Raw genomic sequence first — 17,292 nt, forward strand, 5'->3', positions numbered from 1 at the left:
CATGTCCGGGAGCGTCTCCTTCTCGTTCGCCCCCCACTTCCCGCTCAAGGACGTGGCGGCTCTTGGCCGGACGCTTCAAACTTCGGGCCACCTGGTTCCCGGCTTCATTCCGCCGTCCGTCGGCTACCTCGACATCGCCGCGCTCCGCTACGGCCAGGACCTTGAGGGCTGGAACTTCGTGGTCATGGCCGACCGCAACTTCATCTCACGGATGGCCCAAGCCTGTCGTCTGGACGCAGACACGCCGCCGGACGAGGCCCAGTTGTGGGCTGTGCGCCTGATGGCTCTCTGCCAGGCGATGGACCTCGACCTCGATCCGTCGATCTCCTTCCACGAACTGGCGCATAAACAGGGTGAAGCCGCCGCCCTCGACGAACTCGCGTGGTTCCGCGCCGCCGATCGCGGAGGAGCCGCCCTGGAGTGGATCGATTTCTCGTTGGGCCGCACGAGGTCGTTGACGGTCAAAGCTCCGGCGCCGCGAGAGACGCACAATCTCGCCAGACCCCTTCGTCGCTGGCGGAGGAATTATCTCGTCGCCCTCAAGATCGCGACCCTCGAACTCGAGCGCTTGACGCCAGTTGTCCGTTTCGAACGCCTCATCGATTGGATGTACGACGACTTCCAGCTCTGCGGTCCCGCCGCCGTCTTCGCCGCCGTTTACTTCTCGGGGCGGCGACCATCCAAGATGATGAAAGGCCTCCGTGGCGTTGACAGAGCCAAGGCCGTCGCCGGGGTACGCAACGCAGCATGGGACATCACCTACCTCAGCCACTTCACCGAGGCTGTGCGGGACAGCGAGGCCAAACGCACGCGGACGATCCTGGCGACGCGCGACGACGCGCTGGCGATGGTCGCGCCCCTGACCCTCCTCGGCCCAGAGCCCGATGAGGACTGGCCGAGCCTGGGGCAGGCACTGGAGCAATGTTGGCCGAAACGCGAGGCCAGACGACATGCCGAACGCCTGATGAGCTGCGTTGAGAGAGTTCAAACGGAGGGACCGCGGATCCTCCCCCACGGCGCGACGAGCATCGACACCATGATCGCCGAGTTGGAACGCCGTATCCTCGGCGGATAGCCTGCGCCCCGCCGCCTAGCCCGCTGAACGCTAGAATAGACGTCGTCGAGTCTTCGTGCCGCGATTGAGACAGTTTACAACAATCTGAATTAGCCATGCCAAGCTGCGCTAAGTCAGCAAGTTTCAAAGCAGGCATTCCTGCCCGGAGCGCGAATGCCGACCTCTATCAATCGCGAAATATCGCACGCTACGAACAGCGACTTTCCGCCCGTCAGCTAGCCAAGATGGAGACATGCCGTTGACTGACGAGACCACTGCGACGGAACGGCGCGACACGGAGCGTCTCGCCCTGGCGATCGTGGAAACCTGCGTACGCAACACAGGCCTTGAGACCCTGCATGCCGGAATGTTCCCGCGCTCCGCCACCGGCGACTACGCGGACGTGAAGGTCGTCACGCCCTACGGAGACATCCCCTGGACGAAGGTCAGCCGCATTTCCGACGACGAGATGAAGACCCTGATGATCGAGGTCGTGGACCGGGTCTTCACCTATCTGAACTTTCCCGAAGAACTGTCGGGCATACGCACAGCTACCGCCGCCTGGGATCGACCGCGCCTGAACACCGATCTGATGAAGACGGTCCGCCGTCGACAAGCCGGACGTGAAATCGGGACGCCCGATCGGGAGCCGACCTAGACGTCGGCAATCGATTTGGTCGATGGGAAAGCCGGGCCCTACACGTTCGCCTATACAACCGGCGGCATCGCTAGATCGCCCAACCGTTCAGCCCTTGCCGCGCAACCAGGCCATGAAGAGGTTGAAGACCACGCCGCCTGAGGTCGAGCGAATCCTGCGGGCGTGGCGGCCCTTGCCGCGATAGACCTCAAAGCCCGATTGCCCCGTCATGGGATCTGTCCTTTCTTCGCGCTCCAGATGCGTGATTCCGCAGTGCCAGTCTGGCCCATCTCACGAGGCGAGGAAACGGGCCATCGGCGCCGACCGTCGCGCGACCAGGCGACAGTTCGGCCCGCTCGGCGAGAGACGAACCGAACTGTCTATGAAGGCGAGGTCGGTCGCCTCCATGGCGTCACCTTAAGGCAAAGCTTGATCGGCTAGAAGCCGAAGTCGATCTGGTCGACATGGACGGGACGTCCGCGCCGCTTTGGTGCAGGCGGCCTCGCAGGCGCGTTCGTCGAAGCCTTCAACGTCTCCTGTCGATCGCAGGCTTCGTTCGACGTCGCCGCCACGGAACGCATCGGAGCCCGCCGCGGCATGCCGGGCAACCGCAGCCTCGAAGGCGGCGCCAGCGGCTTGGCCGCGCCCCGCGTACCTTTCCAGGCCGTGAGTTCGCTCTCCCACCAGCCGACTCGGCCCGGCGACACCGGCACCGGCGTCGGAAAATCACCGCTCTGCTGCATCCGCCACGCCGTGGTCCGGCTGATGCCCGCAATGTCCCGGACCCGATCCCACGGCAGCAGCCGGTCCTCCGGTCCGCCGGTATCGACAATTTCACCATCCACCCGGAAACTCATGGCGCGAGGCCCAGCCCGTGATCAGCCTTCCTGGCGAAGGCTGCATGGAGAAGACGGGCGTCATGCTCCGCATCCAGGTAATCCCGTCCCGCCCAGGCCTCGATCACAGCCTTCAGGGCGAAGCTCGTCGTCGGGTCCGCAAGCAACCCGTCCAGCGTCACAGCTTCAATGGCGCTCGTTTCAGGCACGACCCCGGCCCCTTGCCGCCGCCGGCGCGCCGGTCCTCACCTCGGTGATCTGGGCTTTCGCCCAGTCCCGCAGGAGGCCGCGCGGATAGTAGGGCCTGGAGCGAATATGGCGGCACGGCGGGCCGTGGGATCCCGTCGACCAGAGGCGCGCCAGAGTGGCGGGCTTGAGCCGGACGCCCAGCAGCGCCAGAAAGGCAGAGGCCTCGGCACGCGTCAGCAGATCATCCTCGCCAGACAGCGCCGCAGGCCCCGCAACATCCGGGATCATGGCGTCGCTCCTTCCGACCGGCACTGACGTGAATTGACGACGGCCCGCCCCGCGCTCAGCGCGAGATAGCATTCGATGACGGCGGCGACATAGGCGCGGGTCTCGGCGATGTCGGGGATCCGCCCCAGACGCGCTACGCGCCCCGGCCCAGAATTATAGGCCGCCAGAGCCAGTCTCAAATCGCCGAAATGCAGGATCTGACGGGCCAGATAGTCCGCCCCTCCTCTCAGGTTTTCAATGGGATCGAAGCGGTTCCTGACCCCCAACTCGAGCGCCGTGGCCGGCATCAACTGCGTCAGACCGGCGGCGCCGACCGGCGACACCGCATCATGCCGGTAGGCGCTCTCCGTCACGACCAGGGCGTGCAGCAGCTTCGGGTCCAGCCCGTGGGCGGCGGCGGCATGGGCGACCGCCTCCCGGAACGGCTGGTCCAATGGCCGGAGCCTCGGGGGCGCCTCTCCCTCTCCGGCGCCGGCCGCCACAACCTCGTCCGCCGGCGCGCGGCCGAACAGGTCGCCGCCCGCCGCGCTCCAGTTCACGCCTTGAGCCCGGGCGCTGCCGCAAGCCGCCGCCATCAGCAGCGCGGCGATCATCACTCTCACCATGTCAGGATCTCCCTGTAGACGCCGACCACGTCGGATCGGCGCACCGGCCCGAAATACCGGCTGTCGAAGCTCCCCGGCGTATCGCCGAGGAGGAAGACTTCGTCCGTCGCCAGGACGCGGCACTCGCGCCAGGCCGGCAGAACCGCGCCCCGTCGATCCCGGTCCGGCGCTCTCGTATGCCGCCCCGGGGTCCGCACCCCTCCCTCGGCGGCGCAGACCCGGTCTCCTCCGATCGCCGCAACCCGCTTGAGCAGCAGGACGTCGCCAGGCATGCCCAATCGCTCGAGATAGGGCCTGGCCGTCCAGGGCTGAGGAACCGCCACGACCGCGCCCGGCTCGATCCTCATGCCCGCGCGCAGGTAGAGGCCGCGCGGCAGGCTGGGGCTTTCGTTGATCAGCGCCAGAGCCGGCCGTTCGCCGCCGAACGACATGGCCGCCAGGAAGACGCCGACAGCCGAGACCGTCGCCCTTCGCCGCATTGTTCCCTTTCCTGTCATGACCTGTAGGGCTCCAGGATCAGGTCGCGCGTGATCATGACCCGGACCGGCGCCCCTGGCTGAAGCCTGATCGACGGACGAACCTCCAACTCGCGATCCACCAGCCGGCCGCCGACCTGCGCCCCCTCGATCGCGGCCGCATCCCCGGCGTCGCCGAGCCAGCCGCCCGAATTCCGACCGCTGTCGTCCCGGGCCATCTGGCCCAGTGTGGTGACGGCGCCGGCGAAGAGGGTTCCGACCAGGAGGGGAAACAGCCGGCGATCGACCTGCCCCCGCACCCCGATTGCGCCTTGCGCGTCCACACCCGGTTCACCCTCCAGGATCAGGCTCTTGCCATTCGGCAGGATCAGACGTTCCCAGACCAGGAAGGCCCGGCGGTCGCCATAGGCGCTTTCGCCCTCATGGCGACCGATCAGCCGCGTCCCCTGGGGGATGAGCAGATGGCGTCCGCTGACGGTGTCGAAGACGTTCTGGGTCACCATGGCGACGACCGGCCCGGCGCGCGCCGTGTCGACGCCGGTCAGCAGGGCGGCGGGCACTACAGCGCCGGCCTTGAGCTCAAAGGGCGACAGCGGCGCCGCCAGCACATTCTCATTGTAGGCCGCGCCCCGTCGCCCATTCGCCGCAGAAGCCTCGCCCGCCCGCGGCGCCGACGCCACAACCGGCTCAGCGACCGATGAACCCCCGCCCCTGCCAGCATCGAAAAACAGGGCCGAGCGCGCCGCCTGGTCCGCGGCGCTCGCCCCCGTGGACCTAGGCGGCGGGGGCGGGCGATAGGCCTGAGCAGGATAGGCGGAGGCCGGCGTCGCCACGGCCGAAGGTTCAGCCGCTTCCAGCGCCGCCCCGCCGCGAGGGTCCGGGAGCCGGTCGTAGCTCGAGGGCTGGCGAGTGACGATCTCGGTCGGGCGCACCAGGCCGCGCCCCTGCTCCGGCTTCTTCTCTGCGGCACGCGCCTGGGCGCCGGCGCGAAGCTCGGGCTGGACCACGAAGGCCCAGGCCAGGGAGCCCGAGACCAGGATGGCGCCGCCCATGACCACGACCTGGACGACCGACTTCCGAAGCCGGATCACCGGTGGGCGAGGCGCGCGCAGGGAAAGACCCGGCGCCGGCTCCTTCGGCTGAGGCGTCTCCGCTGCCGGATCGGGCTTCCCAAGGTCGGTCATCGACCCGCTCCCGCAAGGCGATGGATGCGCACGACCTGAGGCCGGCGATCTCCAAGACGCAGTTCGGCGCGGTCGAACAGGCGGTCGACCACGAACAGACCGCCCTGCTGCCGGTAGTTGACCATCTGGGCTTCACCGTCAGGCGTCAGGACAAACAGGACCGGCGCCTCATCGACCTGCAGGTCAGCGTCGAAGGCGATGAAGGTGCGCGTGCCGTCGTTGAAGACCGACGACGGCGTCCAGCGCGCGCGCCGGCCCTGGGACTCGATGCGGTAGCGGGCGTCGAGCGGTCCCTGCGGCGTCACCAACGGGTCCGCTCCCTTCGGTTCTTCGCCATCCGTCCCTGCCGCAGGCGTCACCGGTTCATCCCAGGCGATCGCCGCGTTGAAGGCGTCGGCCGCGCCGCTCTTCAGGTCCAGCAGATAGACCCGACGATTGGTGGTCAGGACCAGGTTGGTCTCCAGCCCGCGCTCGAGCGGCTTCAGCAGGACATGGGTCCGGCGCGCAGCTCCCGATCCCGAGGCCACCTCGCCGATCTGCCAGCGGATCGTGTCGCCCGCCGCTTTGGACACCAGGGTCTCGCCCTCGCCCAGCGTCAGGGTGGTGACCCGCAGGGGCGCGGTCCAGACCTCGAACACCCGTCCGGGCGACCAGGCGAAGACCTGGACCCCGCCGACGAAGCCGTCCGCACGCGACGGGGCGCGCGCCGCCTGGTTGGCGATGGCGATGGCGGCCCGTCCGCTCGGGCCAACCCTCGTTTCAACGACTGGCGGCGGCGGCCCGATCGTCGCCGCGAGATACGGGACCTCGGTCGGAGAGATGACCGGCTCGTCCGGCACGACGCGCACTTCTTCGAAAGCCGCCAGGACGACTTCTTGAGCCAGGCCGGGTTCGGGCGAATCCATCCCGCCTCCAGCAAGGGCGGCGCAGCCAGCGAGCAGCGATCCAGCCGCCGCCAGCGTGAGTGTCGGGGTCAGGAGGCGTCGGGGGTCCATGATACGTCCTCGATCTTCAGTCCCAGGGGGTTCTTCATCAGCTCGGCCTCGGTGCGGGGCGGCTGGAGGCCGGTGGTGATCAGCGCGCGCCAGCGTTCGCTCCCGGCCTGCTGGCCATTGACGAAGCGGGTCTCACGCCATTGCAGGTCGTAGGTCCGCTCGGTGCGGCGAACGACGTTAAGGACCTCGACGTTGACCGCCTCGCGCCCGGCGTCGGCGAAGGGGTCGTGGGTCTGGGCCCAGGCATTGAGGAAGGCGGCCGCCTTCGGCGTCATGAGGTCATAGGCCCTCAGCCAGTTCTGCCGGATGACGATGGGGTCGATGCTCTTGGAGCGGACGTCGCGGATCCAGCCGCCGAGCGCATGGCCGACCTGGGCCTCGCTGGGTTCATAGCGGCCGCCGATGGCCGTGATCCTCTGGGTCTCGCCCCAGTCCGACACCTCCACCACAAAGGGTTTGACCACGGCCCGGTCGGCCTGGACCCACCAGCCCGCGCCGAGGAAACCCGCCATGACCAGATTGGCCAGGGCCATGCGCCGCCAGTTGCGGGCATGGGCCAGGGACAGACCCATGCGGTCGTCCCAGACCTGGCCGGCCTGCTGGTAGGGCGTCGAGTCCGGGGCGGAAGTTCGGGCTCTCCGGGGACGGAAGAAGGGATGCATGGCTCAGGGTTCCTCGGTCTTGAGGGAGGGCGACAGGACGCCGCTGGTCTCACCGGACGGCATCAGGCCGCGTCCGGCGTTGGCGACGAAGAAGGCCTGGAGGGCTGCAGATCGGCCCTGCGGTCTGCTCTTCGCCGGGGCGTCGCCGCCCGCCGCCGCGCGGTGGAAGTCCCGGCGCGCCGCCTCGGCCTCCCGGGCGATGGTTTCGGGCTTCCGCCCGGGACCTGCTCCGCCCGTCGAATCCGGATTGCTTCCGGCCCGCTCCTTCCCGGACGTCGACGCCGGCCGCGGCTCCGCAGCCGATGCCGATTCCCCCTGCGGGCCGGCGTCCGGAGACCAGGCCCGCTGGGCCTCGCTGACGCCGGGGCCTCCAGGCGCGGATCTCGGACCCGACGGCGAAGGGTTGTCATTGGAGGCGCGCGCCGGCCCGCCAGGCCTGGGCGAGGCCGGAGCCGACGGCGGGGATGAAGGCGAAGACGGGGGTGAAGGCGAACCCGAACCGGAGGGCGGCGCCGACCGCCCTGCCCCCGCGCTTGACGCCGCGCGTGCCGGACCGGCCAGACGCGCGGCGGCCCCGCCTGCTCCGACCAGGCCGACGCCCGCCAGGAGCCCTGCGCCGCCGACCGCCAGCCCGCCAGTGATGAGCGCGCCCGCGCCGAGAGCCGGACCGCCGGTGACCAGGGCCGAGGCCAGGTTGGGAATGAATACGGCCAGCATGGCCAGGAGGATGGCGGCGACCAGAATGGTCAGGGCTTCATAGATGTCGGGATTGGCCGAGGGCTGCAGCTGGTCGAAAACGGTCCGCGCGCCCGACACCACAATGGCCAGGGCCAGGACCTTCAGGCCCGAGGAGACGACGTAGCCCAGCGGCCGTTCGGCCAGGAAGGCGGACTTGCTCCATATGCCGAAGGGCAGAAGGATGAAGCCGCCCAGGGTCACGATCTTGAACTCGACCAGGGAGACGATGATCTGCAGGGCCAGGACCGCGAAGGCCAGCATGATGCCGATCATGGCCAGGCCAAGGATCAGGGCGTCGGTCAGGTTGCCGGCGATGTCGAGCGGGTTCTCCACCGGCGCCGGGGTGTCGCCCAGGGCCTTCACGATCCGCCAGCCTTCCGCGAGGATGGCGCCGGGGTTGAGGAAGTCGGCGCGGCTGAGATCGCCGCCGCCCGCCGTCAGCCCCAGCTCCAGAAAGCCCGCGTAGATGGTCTCCGACAGGGCCTGCCAGTCGTTGATCAACCAGGCGAAGGCCCCGATCAGCAGGATCTTGCCGAAGCCGGAGGCCAGGACCTCGCGGTTGGGCGACAGGGCCCACTGGATCCCGGTCAGGGCCACGACCAGGGCGATCAGCAGGCCGAAGACGCTGTTGACCGGACCCTGCAGGGCCGAAAAGCCCGCTGAGACCGTGTTGGAAAAGACCGCCATCAGTTCGTTGGGGGTCTCCACGCCGACCGAGATCGCCATCGCCCTGTTCCTCAGTTCCGCGCGTTCGACAGGGGGTCGAAGGCCGGCGGGTTGGGGACCGCAACCGGCCGCGACCAGGTCCGGCGGCGCGCTTCAGCTCCGGCGGTCCGCTCGGCGGCGTCCCGGGCCGCGCCCTCGGACAGGAGCCGGGCCTGGGCCAGCATGATGATCCGCAGCGCGGCCAGGTCTTCGGCCAGGACCGCCAGCATCTGATTGGACGACTGGACGGCGGCCGTCTGGCCCTGGGCGGACTGGCTGGCCTCAAGGGCCCCGGAGAGACGTTGGCCCCGTCCCTGCCCCAGCCGTTCCAGATCGGCGGCGGTCCGGGCCAGGTCCTCGGCCGTGCGCCGCGCATTGGCGCTCCGTCCCCGGCTCTTTTCCAGCAGACGCAGGGCGTCCGCCCCTGACAGGTCTTCGGGATAGAGGTCCGCAAACTGCCGCTCCAGCCCGTCGACCGAGGTCGCAAGCCCGCGCGCCGTCCGGGCCAGTTCAGCCATGTCCTGAAGCGCCTGGCTGTTCCCGGCCAGATGGCTGTAGGGCGAGGCCGCCAGGCTCTTCGCCTCATTGGCCAGGCTCTCGAGTTGGCGCGCGGCCTGCAGCGCATTCTCCAGATGATTGCGCGGGTCGAATACGACCTGCTGGGCCTGCACGCCATCGGCGGCCATCAGGGCCGCGACAGCGACGATGACCACAACAGGCCTATTCGGCCGCCAGCGGCGGGGCGAAGGCGTCGAAAACGGAATCCACATGTCGCACTCCCTTGGCTTTGAGGAATTCACGAGCGAAGCCGGCCTCACCGGATCGCGTCAGCACGGCGTCGATAAGGGCCTGGTCCTCGGGCGACCCAGCCCCGCACAGGGCCAGGGCCACGCCCGACAGCCGCAGGTCGAACAGCCGCCGCCCCTGGGGCTGGCGCCAATAGTAGGCGCGCTTGGGCGCAGCGAAGGCGATCAGCTCCAGCTGGCGCCGGTTCAGCCCAAAGCCGCGATAGAGTTCGGCCGACGACGGCTCGAGCGCCCGGGGATTGGGCAGGAAGACCTGGGTCGGGCAGGACTCGATCAGGGTGGCCGCGATCGGCGAGGCCGCGACGTCATCCAGGCTCTGGGTGGCGAAGATCACGGCGACCCGCTTCTTGCGCAGGGTCTTGAGCCATTCGCGGATCTTGGCCGCAAAGGCCGTCTCGCCAAGGAAGAGCCAGGCCTCGTCCAGCACCAGCAGGGTCGGCCTGCCGTCGAAGCTCTGCTCCATATGATGAAACAGGGCCGAGAGCACCGGCGCGACCGCCGAGGGCGTCGCCATCAGAGCCTCGAGCTCGAAGGTGTCGAACCGGCTCGTCGCCTGGCTCCCTCCGGCCCCGTCCAGGAGGGCGCCGTGCGGCCCTTTCAGGGTCAGAGCCTCAAGGCCCGCCGCCACGGCCTTGTTCTGGACCAGGGCGCAGAAGACGGTCAGCGTCCTCTGTTCTGGCGGCGCCTCGCCAAGCGCCGCCAGGGCCGCCCATATCTCCTCACGAACCGCCGGCGTCGGCTCGAGCCCGGCCTGGCGCACCGTCTCGGCGATCCATTCGGCGGCCCAGGCGCGTTCGTCGTCTGCGTCGATCCCCGCCAGGGGCTGAAGGGAGAAGGCCGCACCCGGCTCCAGCGCCCGCCAGCGGCCGCCGGCCGCCACCGTCGCCGCCCGAGCCGAGCGGCCCTTGTCGAAGAAGACCACCCGCGCGCCCGGATAGCGGAACCACTGCAGGGCGAGGAAGGACAGAAGCGCGCTCTTGCCCGAGCCCGTCGGCCCCACGACCATGGCGTGGCCGACATCGCCGACATGGAGCACCAGGCGAAATGGCGTGGAGCCGGTCGTCCGGGCGACCGCGAGCGGCGGCCCGTCCAGGCAGGCGTCGCCGGCCGGTCCGGCCCAGACCGCAGAGACCGGCAGGAGGTCAGCGAGGTTGAGGGTCGAGACCAGGGGCCGGCGCACATCGGCATAGGGCTCGCCCGGCAAGGAGCCGAGCCAGGCCTCCACGGCGTTAAGGTCCTCGATCCGCGCCGTCAGCCCCTGGGCGTTGAGCGCCGCCTCGATCGCCCGGGCCTTGGCCGCAGCCCCCGTCTCGGTTGGATCCATGACCGTCACCGTCAGGGTCAGGTAGCCGAAAGCGCAGGCCTCGGCGCCGAGCATCTCCAGGGCTCCGTCGCATTCCTCCGTCTTGGAGGCGGCGTCGGTGTCGATCAGGGGCTGCTCCTCGCGGGTGATAGCCTCCCGCAGCAAGGCCCCGACGCCCTTTCGCTTGGAGAACCAGCGCTTGCGCAGCTTGACGATCTCCCGCTCGGCCTCGGACTTGTCGAGACCGATCCAGCGGGCCGTCCAGCGATAGGCGAAGGGCAAGGCGCCGAGCCCATCCAGTAGGCCGGGGCGGGTCGCCGAAGGCAGGCCTCGCACCGACACCGTCCTGAGCCATTGATCGCCCAGCCGGGGCGCGGTCCCGCCCGTCAGGCCGGCGTCCGCGAGCCAGACGTCGAGAAAGACCGGCGTCTCCGGCGGCCGCACCGGATGGGGCCTGGGAGAGACGCAAGCGTGCAGCCAGGTCAGCAGGGCCGCATCCTCGAGCGGCGCGATCTCCGGCAGGGCGTCCGCCAGCAGATCAAAGGTCGCATCGGCCTCTCGCCGGAAGGTGGCCAGGGTCTGGCGCCAGTCCTGCCCAGCCCGGGCCAGGCCGTCGAACAGCCACCGCTCCAGCCGCCGCGTCTCGTCGGCCGGCGGGAGCCAAGTCAGGGCCAGGCGGAAGTCGGTCTCGAAGGCCGGTTCGGCGTCCTCGAACCGGTCGCGCCGTTCGGCGTCGACCAGCCAGGCCGCCTCCGCCTCGAACGCGCTCTCGGGATAGGCGGCCGCAGGCCGACGCTGCGCCTCCACATGCAGGCACCATCCGGTGCCGAGGCGCTTCAGGGCGTTGTTCAGCCGCGCCCGGACCGCCATCAGTTCCTCTTCGGTCGAGGACTCAAGATCGGGCCCCCTGAAGGAAAAGGCCGTGGTGAAGGAGCCGTCCTTGTTCAGGACCACGCCGGGCGAGACCAGAGCGGCCCAGGGCAGATGATCCGCCAGGCTGGCGGGGCGACGGCGATGTTCGTCGAGGAAGCGCATGACGGCCTCACGCGTCCAGATGACCAGGCAGGGCCAGATGGCGCCGCAGGACGTCGAAGAAGCGCCGGTCCGCCCGCGCCGCCCACAGGCCCACCGCATGGGCGACGGCCCACCACAGGAGACCCAGCCACCAGATGCGCAGCGCCAGACCGAGCACCATGGCGGTCGTGCCCATGAGGATGGCGTAGTCGCGCGGCATGCCGGCCATCAGCACGGGCTCGACCAGGGCCTGGGCCACCGGCAGGTCCCAGCCCTCGGGATGCAGATTGTCGAGGGAGCGGGCCATCAGGCGATCTCCACCCCGCCGGCGAAGCCGAAGAAGTCGAGGAAGAAGGTCGAGGCCGCAAAGGCGATGGTCAGCCCGAACAATATGCCCAGGGCCCTGCGCATGGAGGAGCCGCTCTCGCTCATGGCCACGCCGGCCCCGAACAGGACCACGGCGATGACCGCCGCCGCCTGGACGACCGGGCCAGTGATCGACTGAACCACCTGCTGGATCGGCCCTTCCCAGGGCATGCCCGATCCGCCCGCCAGGGCCGTGCCCGCCGCCAGAAGACCGCTCGCCAAGGCTGCGCCGAACAGGCGCTGTCCCACTCTCCGCTTCATGATCCGCCTCCAAGGGTTCAGCGCATTTCAGCGCGCCGCACCCCATTGCAAGCAAAACAATCCACAGGCTGTCAACAAGAAATAATACGATATTTCATAGAGTTAAAATGAGTTTTTGAACGACTGGTTCACGAGTTTTGAAAGCGTCGCCGCGAGTTGAGCCATCGGGTAAAGCCCGACCTGCGACCTCGAGCGATGACGAAGAGCGGCGCGGGCGGGGAAACCTCAAGCCGGCGCCCGCATCGGCTCCTACTCATCTTCCCTAGCCATTTGGCCTCAGGGTCGCCGCTCAAGAGCGACCGGCGCCGCCTGCCAGAATTTAGCCTCAATCTATATGCTAGCCGCAGGGTCCCGGATTCACCTCAGGCGCCCAGATGCACCCCCTCATTCACGGCCAGACCCTTTCGCCCTCGGACTTCCAGGCCCTTGTCGGCGGCAAGGTCAGGACCCTGAGCGAATGTGTTTTCAATGATGTCGACCTGTCCGGCCTGAATCTGAACGGCCTTCTGTTCAAGCGCTGCAGCTTCAAGGGAGCGGACTTCACCAGCGCCCAACTCGAGGACACGCGCTTTGCCGGCTGCCGCGGCGCCATGGCCAATTTCACCGCCGCCAGACTGGATGCTTCAACCTGGAAGTCCTGCGACCTCAACAATGCACGCTTCACCGGCGCCAGCCTCTCGGAGACGGTCTTCACCGGCTGCAAGCTGACGGGGGCGGACTTCTCGCGATCGCAGCATGTCGGGATCACCTTCATCGAGACCACCCTGGCGTCCGCCCGCCTGCCCGGCTTCTCCTTCCGGAACCAGACCCTCGAGACCCTCGACTTCAGCCATGCGGATCTGGCGGGCGCTGACTTCAGGGACGCCGTGCTGAACGCCTGCAGCCTGCGCGACAGTCATCTGGTCGACGCCCGCTTCGACAACGCCGACCTGAGGGGCGCCGACCTCGGCGGTCTTCGCCTGAACGACGCCCGACGCTTCAGAGGCGCGACCATCTCGCGCGCCCAGGCCGGGGCCCTCTTGGCCGAACTCGGCCTAAAGGTGGTTTAGCGGGCCTGGTGTCAGCCCGTCAGGCCTGCGCCCCAGCTGAAGTAGAAATACCAGGCGATCAGCAGCACCAGTCGCGGCGCCGTGGCCGAGCGGGTCAGTGTCCCGAGGATGATGGCGATCGCGGAGGTGAAGGCCCCCATAGCTGCGGCTTCCAGCAGAACGCCTGTTTCGCCCGCCATCAGCCCCCTGATCGCCGACGGCGCCGCCATCACCAGGGCCAGGGCCGTTCCGGCCAGCACGAAGGCTATCCTGCGCGCTGCTGGTGAGAGGGCAGCAGTCGTAGTCAGGGCCAGTAGGCCCTTCTGCTCGCTCCGTCCCGCATGGGCCGTGGTCGCGAAGACCAGCAGCAGCATGGCCGCCGGCCCGGCTGCCGCAGAATATGGCGCGAAAAGACCGGCTGTCGCCGCCAGCACCATGGCCAGCAGGCCCATGCGGCCGCCGGCCATCAGCCGCGCCTCGGCAAGGACCAGCGCCAAGCCCGCCAGTTTGCCGGCTCCGGCGGGCCTGGCGCCGGGATCGGCTGGGCGCGCCTTCCCCGGCTCGAAAATCTTGAGCCAGGCCGCCCTCTTGCGGGTCGTGCCGGCGGCATGGGGCGCATAGACCAATCCCGCCAGCAAAGGGATCAAGGCGGCGACGCCGAGCCAGGTCAGGCGAGCGGCCAGATAGCCGTCGGCCAGGACGCCGCTCATGACGTCCAGATGGATCGGCGCGCTGCCGGGCGCGATCTCGGCCCCGCCGATGATGAAGTTGTCGGTCCCGCCCTGCCCGTAGCTGATCGGCGACATGAAGCCGGGCAGATCCGTCATGTTGGCGGCGTATCCGCCCGCCTGTCCGCCCGCCATCACAAACACCAGCGAACCCATCCAGAAGACAAAGAACAGGACCTCGCCCAGCGGGCCGCGAGTCCAGCGACGGGCGTCGAACAGGAGGCGCAAGGAGGCCACCATGGCGACCGGCGGCGCGGCGATGACCCACAGGGTCAGGATGATGCTCGCCGGGTCCACCTCGTTCAGCGGCAACAGCAGAAGGGCCAGAAGACAGCCCGCCGCCGTCGTCGCCGCCAGCACGGCGGCCAGCACGGCGATGTCGGCCAGCCAGCGCCCATAGGCGATGGCGACGCGGCCCGCCGGGCTGACCTCTTCCACCTGCCAGGGCTGGCGACGGGTCACGTTGGAGCGAAGATAGATGAAGGCCACGGGAAGCAGGAGGGTGGCGATGACCACCCCGAGCGTGACACCCAGAACCGGCGATGTCAGCCACGGCACGCGGTCTTCCACCGCGATCATCGACGAATCCGCCCCGCGCGCCGCGATCATGAACCGCGCCCCGACCGGCGCCACCAGCAGCAGAATCCAGAGGCCCGTGCTCCGGCCGTAGCGGACGAGCGAGGTGGTCAGCGACGACCCGAAAACAGCGAGGCTCACGCGGAAGGTCCCGCCACGGGCGTCAAACGGCCGCCCTCGACCCGCAGCACGGCCATGCCGCCGCTGATGGCGTCCGTCAGGTGGGAGGTCATGATGACCACGGCGGTCTGCGCCGCGCGACTGATCAGGGCGCCGACACGCTCGCGGGACTCGCCGTCCAGCTCGGCGGTCGGTTCGTCCAGCGCCAGCAATCTGGGCGATCCCAGCAGGGCCTGAGCGAAGACCAGACGCCGGCGCATGCCGCCGGAGAAGGTCGAAATCCGGCCGTTGGCGTCGCTGCTAAGGTTCAGCGCCTCGAGCAGCATGCGGAACTGGGCCTCTGCTTCGCGGGCGTTCAGGCCTTTCAAGGCCGCCATGTGCAGGCCGAACTCGCGGGCAGTCAGGTCCTCAGGCAGATCGACTGCCTGCGGGGCATAGCCCAGCGCACGCCGCAGCTGACCACGAGCCCCCGGCAGGGCGCTGCCCTCCCAGAAAAGCGATCCGCTGCTTGGCTTTTCGGCTGTCGCGCAGAGGCGCAGCAGAGTCGATTTTCCCGCGCCGCTGGGCCCGGTCAGCAGGGTCAGGCCAAGTGGAAAGACGTGACTCACATCCTCCAGCACCAGTTTGCGGCCATACCGCCTCGAAACCTTCTCAAGGCGCAGGGACGAGGACGTGTCGGTCATGACGGAATCGGACATCTGCAAGGTCCAGCCGACCCCATTGCATTTGTATGGGCGGCAAGCTTGGCCGCGCCAGTTAATCCTCCGTCATGACATCCTGTTCAGGCGCACGACTGGTGCTCCAGGACATCTCGTCCCCAGGCAGGACGCAGCTGTTGAGAACCGGCCGCCGCGCCTCGACACCACTGACGAACCGCCCTCTACCCAGCCCGATGAAACGACTGACGCCTATCGAACACGCCAAGGCCAAGGGCAAGACCGTCACCATGAGCATGCCGGACCGCGGACCGGAGATGCGGGCCCAGATCCTAGCCTGGCTGGTAGAGCGTCCCGGCGACAGATGGTTCTATGCCCAGGGCGACAACTACGCTTTCGAGACCGCCGCTGACGCGGCGGCGTTCAAGCAATGGCTGATGAGCGCGCTCGCCGCCTGAACGGCGACGTCCGTTTTTAGGTCCGAAGCCAAGGTCGGCTTTCGACCGAGGCTGTGTAAAAACGTCTTGGTATGGAGCGAATTAGCTTAGCCTTCTGAGGTCAGCAGGAGGTGGGTATGAGCCGCTTCGTTCAGGGTGCAGATCGCCGGCAGCAGACGCTGCTTCCCGAGTGTCTTGATGACTATGTGGCCGAGGATAATCCGGTCCGGGTGGTCGATGTCTTCGTCGACGAGCTGGATCTGAAGGGGCTGGGGTTTGAGGGGATGACGCCCGCAGCGACGGGACGGCCCGCTTACCACCCGGCCATGCTGCTGAAGCTCTACGTCTACGGCTACCTGAACAAGGTGCAGTCGAGCCGGCGACTGGAGCGTGAGGCGCAGCGCAACGTCGAACTGATGTGGCTAACGGGGCGGCTGGCGCCGGACCACAAGACCATCGCCGACTTCCGCCGCGAGAATGGCCCTGCGATCCAGGCGGCCTGTGCGCAGTTCGTGGTGCTGTGCCGACAGTTGGGCCTGTTCGGATCGGCCCTCGTCGCCATCGACGGTTCGAAGTTCAAGGCGGTGAACACCCGCGACAAGAACTTCACCGCCTACAAGGTGAAGCAGCGGATCGAGCAGGTTGCCGAGCACATCGCCAGCTACCTCGAGGACCTCGATACGGCCGATCGGCACGAGGGGGATGGCGTGGAGGCACGGTCGGTGAGGCTGGTCGAGAAGATCGATCGCCTTCGCGCCCAGATGGCGATGCTGAAGGTCATGGAGGCTGAGGTCGAGGCGTCGCCGGACGGCCAGGTGTCCCTGACCGATCCCGACGCCCGCGCCATGGCGACGTCAGGCCGGGGGAGCGGCATCGTCGGCTACAACGTCCAATCCGCCGTCGAGGGCGAGCATCACCTGATCGTCGCCCACGAGGTGGTGATGACCGGCTCGGACAAGCAACAGCTGGCGAACATGGCGGGTCAGGCCAAGGAGGCCATGGGCGTGGAGAGGCTCGATGTGCTGGCGGACCGGGGCTACTTCTCCGGCGAAGAAATCCTGGCCTGTGAGGCCCTGGGCGCGACGCCCTTCGTGCCAAAGACGCTGACGTCAGGCGCAAAGGCGAATGGGCGCTTCGGCAAGCAGGACTTCGTCTATCTGCCAGATCAAGACGTCTACCGTTGCCCGGCCGGCTCCCTGCTTCCGTACCACATGACCGTCGTCGAAAGAGGCATGACGCTGCATCGGTACTGGGATCGGGCCAGTTGCACAGGCTGTAGCATCAAGGCTCAGTGCACGCCTGCGGTCGAACGAAAGGTCACGCGGTGGGAGCATGAAGCGGTGATCGATGCCCTTCAAACCCGAATGGACCTGAGGCCCAGAGCCATGCGTGAACGGCGAAGCCTGGTCGAACACCCGTTCGGCACCATTAAGGCCTGGATGGGCCACTCCCACTTCCTGATGAAGCGGTTGCCCAACGTGAAGACCGAGATCAGCCTCCACATCCTGGCCTACAATATGAAGCGGGTGATGGCGGTGATGGGAACCAGGCCGTTGATGGAGGCGATCCGGGCCTGAGCACGAGGCGTCCTGCGCTTCGTCTCAACCTCCGCCCCGCCGTCGCTCAGC

The 17,292-nt window shown here is 68.3% G+C and carries 21 protein-coding genes; 5 read left to right on the forward strand and 16 right to left on the reverse strand.

The window, feature by feature from the left end; genetic code table 11:
• Position 1: 1 nt before the first annotated feature.
• Together AC3IPP_RS09720 and AC3IPP_RS09725 are read left to right on the forward strand one after the other, a co-directional pair.
• Positions 2-1,075 carry a hypothetical protein gene (locus tag AC3IPP_RS09720; protein ID WP_489148818.1) on the forward strand — a complete coding sequence of 358 codons (1,074 nt, stop codon included), beginning with the start codon at positions 2-4 and terminating at the stop codon, positions 1,073-1,075.
• 238 nt (positions 1,076-1,313) lie between these two features.
• Positions 1,314-1,712, forward strand: a complete 399-nt coding sequence (locus AC3IPP_RS09725; RefSeq protein WP_489148819.1) for a hypothetical protein — start codon at positions 1,314-1,316, stop codon at positions 1,710-1,712.
• 87 nt (positions 1,713-1,799) lie between these two features.
• Here AC3IPP_RS09725 and AC3IPP_RS09730 read toward each other — a convergent pair whose 3' ends face one another.
• From AC3IPP_RS09730 to AC3IPP_RS09795, 14 genes are all read right to left on the reverse strand, one after another.
• The gene (locus AC3IPP_RS09730; RefSeq protein WP_489148820.1) at positions 1,800-1,922 is read right to left on the reverse strand and encodes a hypothetical protein; all 123 of its coding nucleotides are present in this window, start codon (positions 1,920-1,922) and stop codon (positions 1,800-1,802) included.
• A 206-nt stretch (positions 1,923-2,128) separates the two neighbouring features.
• Complete coding sequence (locus AC3IPP_RS09735) at positions 2,129-2,548, reverse strand: helix-turn-helix transcriptional regulator (protein WP_489148821.1); 420 nt, start codon at positions 2,546-2,548, stop codon at positions 2,129-2,131.
• Positions 2,545-2,736 carry a hypothetical protein gene (locus tag AC3IPP_RS09740; RefSeq protein ID WP_489148822.1) on the reverse strand — a complete coding sequence of 64 codons (192 nt, stop codon included), beginning with the start codon at positions 2,734-2,736 and terminating at the stop codon, positions 2,545-2,547. Before AC3IPP_RS09740 ends, AC3IPP_RS09735 begins: the two co-directional genes overlap by 4 nt.
• Positions 2,729-3,004, reverse strand: coding sequence for a hypothetical protein (locus tag AC3IPP_RS09745; RefSeq protein ID WP_489148823.1), 276 nt, complete (start codon positions 3,002-3,004; stop codon positions 2,729-2,731). The genes AC3IPP_RS09740 and AC3IPP_RS09745 overlap by 8 nt, the downstream gene beginning before the upstream one ends.
• On the reverse strand, positions 3,001-3,609 hold the full coding sequence (locus tag AC3IPP_RS09750) for a lytic transglycosylase domain-containing protein (RefSeq protein WP_489148824.1): 609 nt from the start codon (positions 3,607-3,609) through the stop codon (positions 3,001-3,003). Before AC3IPP_RS09750 ends, AC3IPP_RS09745 begins: the two co-directional genes overlap by 4 nt.
• Positions 3,603-4,088, reverse strand: coding sequence for a S26 family signal peptidase (locus tag AC3IPP_RS09755; RefSeq protein ID WP_489148825.1), 486 nt, complete (start codon positions 4,086-4,088; stop codon positions 3,603-3,605). The genes AC3IPP_RS09750 and AC3IPP_RS09755 overlap by 7 nt, the downstream gene beginning before the upstream one ends.
• A 14-nt stretch (positions 4,089-4,102) precedes the next feature.
• A complete protein-coding gene (locus tag AC3IPP_RS09760; RefSeq protein WP_489148826.1) occupies positions 4,103-5,269 on the reverse strand; it encodes a TraB/TrbI/VirB10 family type IV secretion system protein in 1,167 nt (388 codons plus the stop codon).
• On the reverse strand, positions 5,266-6,174 hold the full coding sequence (locus AC3IPP_RS09765; RefSeq protein WP_489148827.1) for a TrbG/VirB9 family P-type conjugative transfer protein: 909 nt from the start codon (positions 6,172-6,174) through the stop codon (positions 5,266-5,268). The genes AC3IPP_RS09760 and AC3IPP_RS09765 overlap by 4 nt, the downstream gene beginning before the upstream one ends.
• Before the next feature lie 68 nt (positions 6,175-6,242).
• Entirely contained in the window at positions 6,243-6,926 is a 684-nt protein-coding gene (trbF, locus tag AC3IPP_RS09770; protein WP_489177391.1) for a conjugal transfer protein TrbF, read from the reverse strand.
• A 3-nt stretch (positions 6,927-6,929) separates the two neighbouring features.
• Positions 6,930-8,390 carry a P-type conjugative transfer protein TrbL gene (trbL, locus tag AC3IPP_RS09775; protein WP_489148829.1) on the reverse strand — a complete coding sequence of 487 codons (1,461 nt, stop codon included), beginning with the start codon at positions 8,388-8,390 and terminating at the stop codon, positions 6,930-6,932.
• A gap of 11 nt (positions 8,391-8,401) precedes the next feature.
• Entirely contained in the window at positions 8,402-9,139 is a 738-nt protein-coding gene (locus AC3IPP_RS09780; RefSeq protein ID WP_489148830.1) for a TrbJ/VirB5 family protein, read from the reverse strand.
• Entirely contained in the window at positions 9,090-11,513 is a 2,424-nt protein-coding gene (gene trbE / locus AC3IPP_RS09785; protein WP_489148831.1) for a conjugal transfer protein TrbE, read from the reverse strand. Before trbE ends, AC3IPP_RS09780 begins: the two co-directional genes overlap by 50 nt.
• A 7-nt stretch (positions 11,514-11,520) precedes the next feature.
• Entirely contained in the window at positions 11,521-11,799 is a 279-nt protein-coding gene (locus AC3IPP_RS09790; protein ID WP_489148832.1) for a VirB3 family type IV secretion system protein, read from the reverse strand.
• The gene (locus AC3IPP_RS09795) at positions 11,799-12,119 is read right to left on the reverse strand and encodes a TrbC/VirB2 family type IV secretion system protein (protein WP_313105080.1); all 321 of its coding nucleotides are present in this window, start codon (positions 12,117-12,119) and stop codon (positions 11,799-11,801) included. Before AC3IPP_RS09795 ends, AC3IPP_RS09790 begins: the two co-directional genes overlap by 1 nt.
• Positions 12,120-12,493: 374 nt before the next feature.
• Between AC3IPP_RS09795 and AC3IPP_RS09800 the strand changes: the two genes are divergently transcribed.
• A complete protein-coding gene (locus AC3IPP_RS09800; protein ID WP_489148833.1) occupies positions 12,494-13,168 on the forward strand; it encodes a pentapeptide repeat-containing protein in 675 nt (224 codons plus the stop codon).
• An 11-nt stretch (positions 13,169-13,179) separates the two neighbouring features.
• Here AC3IPP_RS09800 and AC3IPP_RS09805 read toward each other — a convergent pair whose 3' ends face one another.
• Complete coding sequence (locus tag AC3IPP_RS09805) at positions 13,180-14,592, reverse strand: hypothetical protein (RefSeq protein ID WP_489148834.1); 1,413 nt, start codon at positions 14,590-14,592, stop codon at positions 13,180-13,182.
• Entirely contained in the window at positions 14,589-15,269 is a 681-nt protein-coding gene (locus tag AC3IPP_RS09810) for an ATP-binding cassette domain-containing protein (protein ID WP_489148835.1), read from the reverse strand. The genes AC3IPP_RS09805 and AC3IPP_RS09810 overlap by 4 nt, the downstream gene beginning before the upstream one ends.
• 194 nt (positions 15,270-15,463) lie before the next feature.
• Here AC3IPP_RS09810 and AC3IPP_RS09815 point away from each other — a divergent pair, with 194 nt between their 5' ends.
• Positions 15,464-15,685 (forward strand): hypothetical protein, encoded by a 222-nt coding sequence (locus AC3IPP_RS09815; RefSeq protein WP_489148836.1) that lies wholly within the window; start codon positions 15,464-15,466, stop codon positions 15,683-15,685.
• Between the two features lie 116 nt (positions 15,686-15,801).
• Positions 15,802-17,241, forward strand: coding sequence for an IS1182 family transposase (locus tag AC3IPP_RS09820; protein ID WP_489148837.1), 1,440 nt, complete (start codon positions 15,802-15,804; stop codon positions 17,239-17,241).
• Positions 17,242-17,292 lie beyond the last annotated feature (51 nt).

It is taken from the genome of Brevundimonas sp. KH_060 (assembly GCF_057838275.1).

Coding starts and splice junctions, on each gene's coding strand:
- AC3IPP_RS09780 (WP_489148830.1), bottom strand. CDS start 9,139: ATGTGGATTCCGTTTTCGACGCCTTCGCCCCGCCGCTGGCGGCCGAAT.
- AC3IPP_RS09755 (WP_489148825.1), bottom strand. CDS start 4,088: ATGCGGCGAAGGGCGACGGTCTCGGCTGTCGGCGTCTTCCTGGCGGCC.
- AC3IPP_RS09795 (WP_313105080.1), bottom strand. CDS start 12,119: ATGAAGCGGAGAGTGGGACAGCGCCTGTTCGGCGCAGCCTTGGCGAGC.
- AC3IPP_RS09790 (WP_489148832.1), bottom strand. CDS start 11,799: ATGGCCCGCTCCCTCGACAATCTGCATCCCGAGGGCTGGGACCTGCCG.
- AC3IPP_RS09815 (WP_489148836.1), top strand. CDS start 15,464: ATGAAACGACTGACGCCTATCGAACACGCCAAGGCCAAGGGCAAGACC.
- AC3IPP_RS09735 (WP_489148821.1), bottom strand. CDS start 2,548: ATGAGTTTCCGGGTGGATGGTGAAATTGTCGATACCGGCGGACCGGAG.
- AC3IPP_RS09760 (WP_489148826.1), bottom strand. CDS start 5,269: ATGACCGACCTTGGGAAGCCCGATCCGGCAGCGGAGACGCCTCAGCCG.
- AC3IPP_RS09765 (WP_489148827.1), bottom strand. CDS start 6,174: ATGGATTCGCCCGAACCCGGCCTGGCTCAAGAAGTCGTCCTGGCGGCT.
- trbL (WP_489148829.1), bottom strand. CDS start 8,390: ATGGCGATCTCGGTCGGCGTGGAGACCCCCAACGAACTGATGGCGGTC.
- AC3IPP_RS09750 (WP_489148824.1), bottom strand. CDS start 3,609: ATGGTGAGAGTGATGATCGCCGCGCTGCTGATGGCGGCGGCTTGCGGC.
- AC3IPP_RS09720 (WP_489148818.1), top strand. CDS start 2: ATGTCCGGGAGCGTCTCCTTCTCGTTCGCCCCCCACTTCCCGCTCAAG.
- trbF (WP_489177391.1), bottom strand. CDS start 6,926: ATGCATCCCTTCTTCCGTCCCCGGAGAGCCCGAACTTCCGCCCCGGAC.
- AC3IPP_RS09730 (WP_489148820.1), bottom strand. CDS start 1,922: ATGACGGGGCAATCGGGCTTTGAGGTCTATCGCGGCAAGGGCCGCCAC.
- trbE (WP_489148831.1), bottom strand. CDS start 11,513: ATGCGCTTCCTCGACGAACATCGCCGTCGCCCCGCCAGCCTGGCGGAT.
- AC3IPP_RS09820 (WP_489148837.1), top strand. CDS start 15,802: ATGAGCCGCTTCGTTCAGGGTGCAGATCGCCGGCAGCAGACGCTGCTT.
- AC3IPP_RS09745 (WP_489148823.1), bottom strand. CDS start 3,004: ATGATCCCGGATGTTGCGGGGCCTGCGGCGCTGTCTGGCGAGGATGAT.
- AC3IPP_RS09810 (WP_489148835.1), bottom strand. CDS start 15,269: ATGTCCGATTCCGTCATGACCGACACGTCCTCGTCCCTGCGCCTTGAG.
- AC3IPP_RS09800 (WP_489148833.1), top strand. CDS start 12,494: ATGCACCCCCTCATTCACGGCCAGACCCTTTCGCCCTCGGACTTCCAG.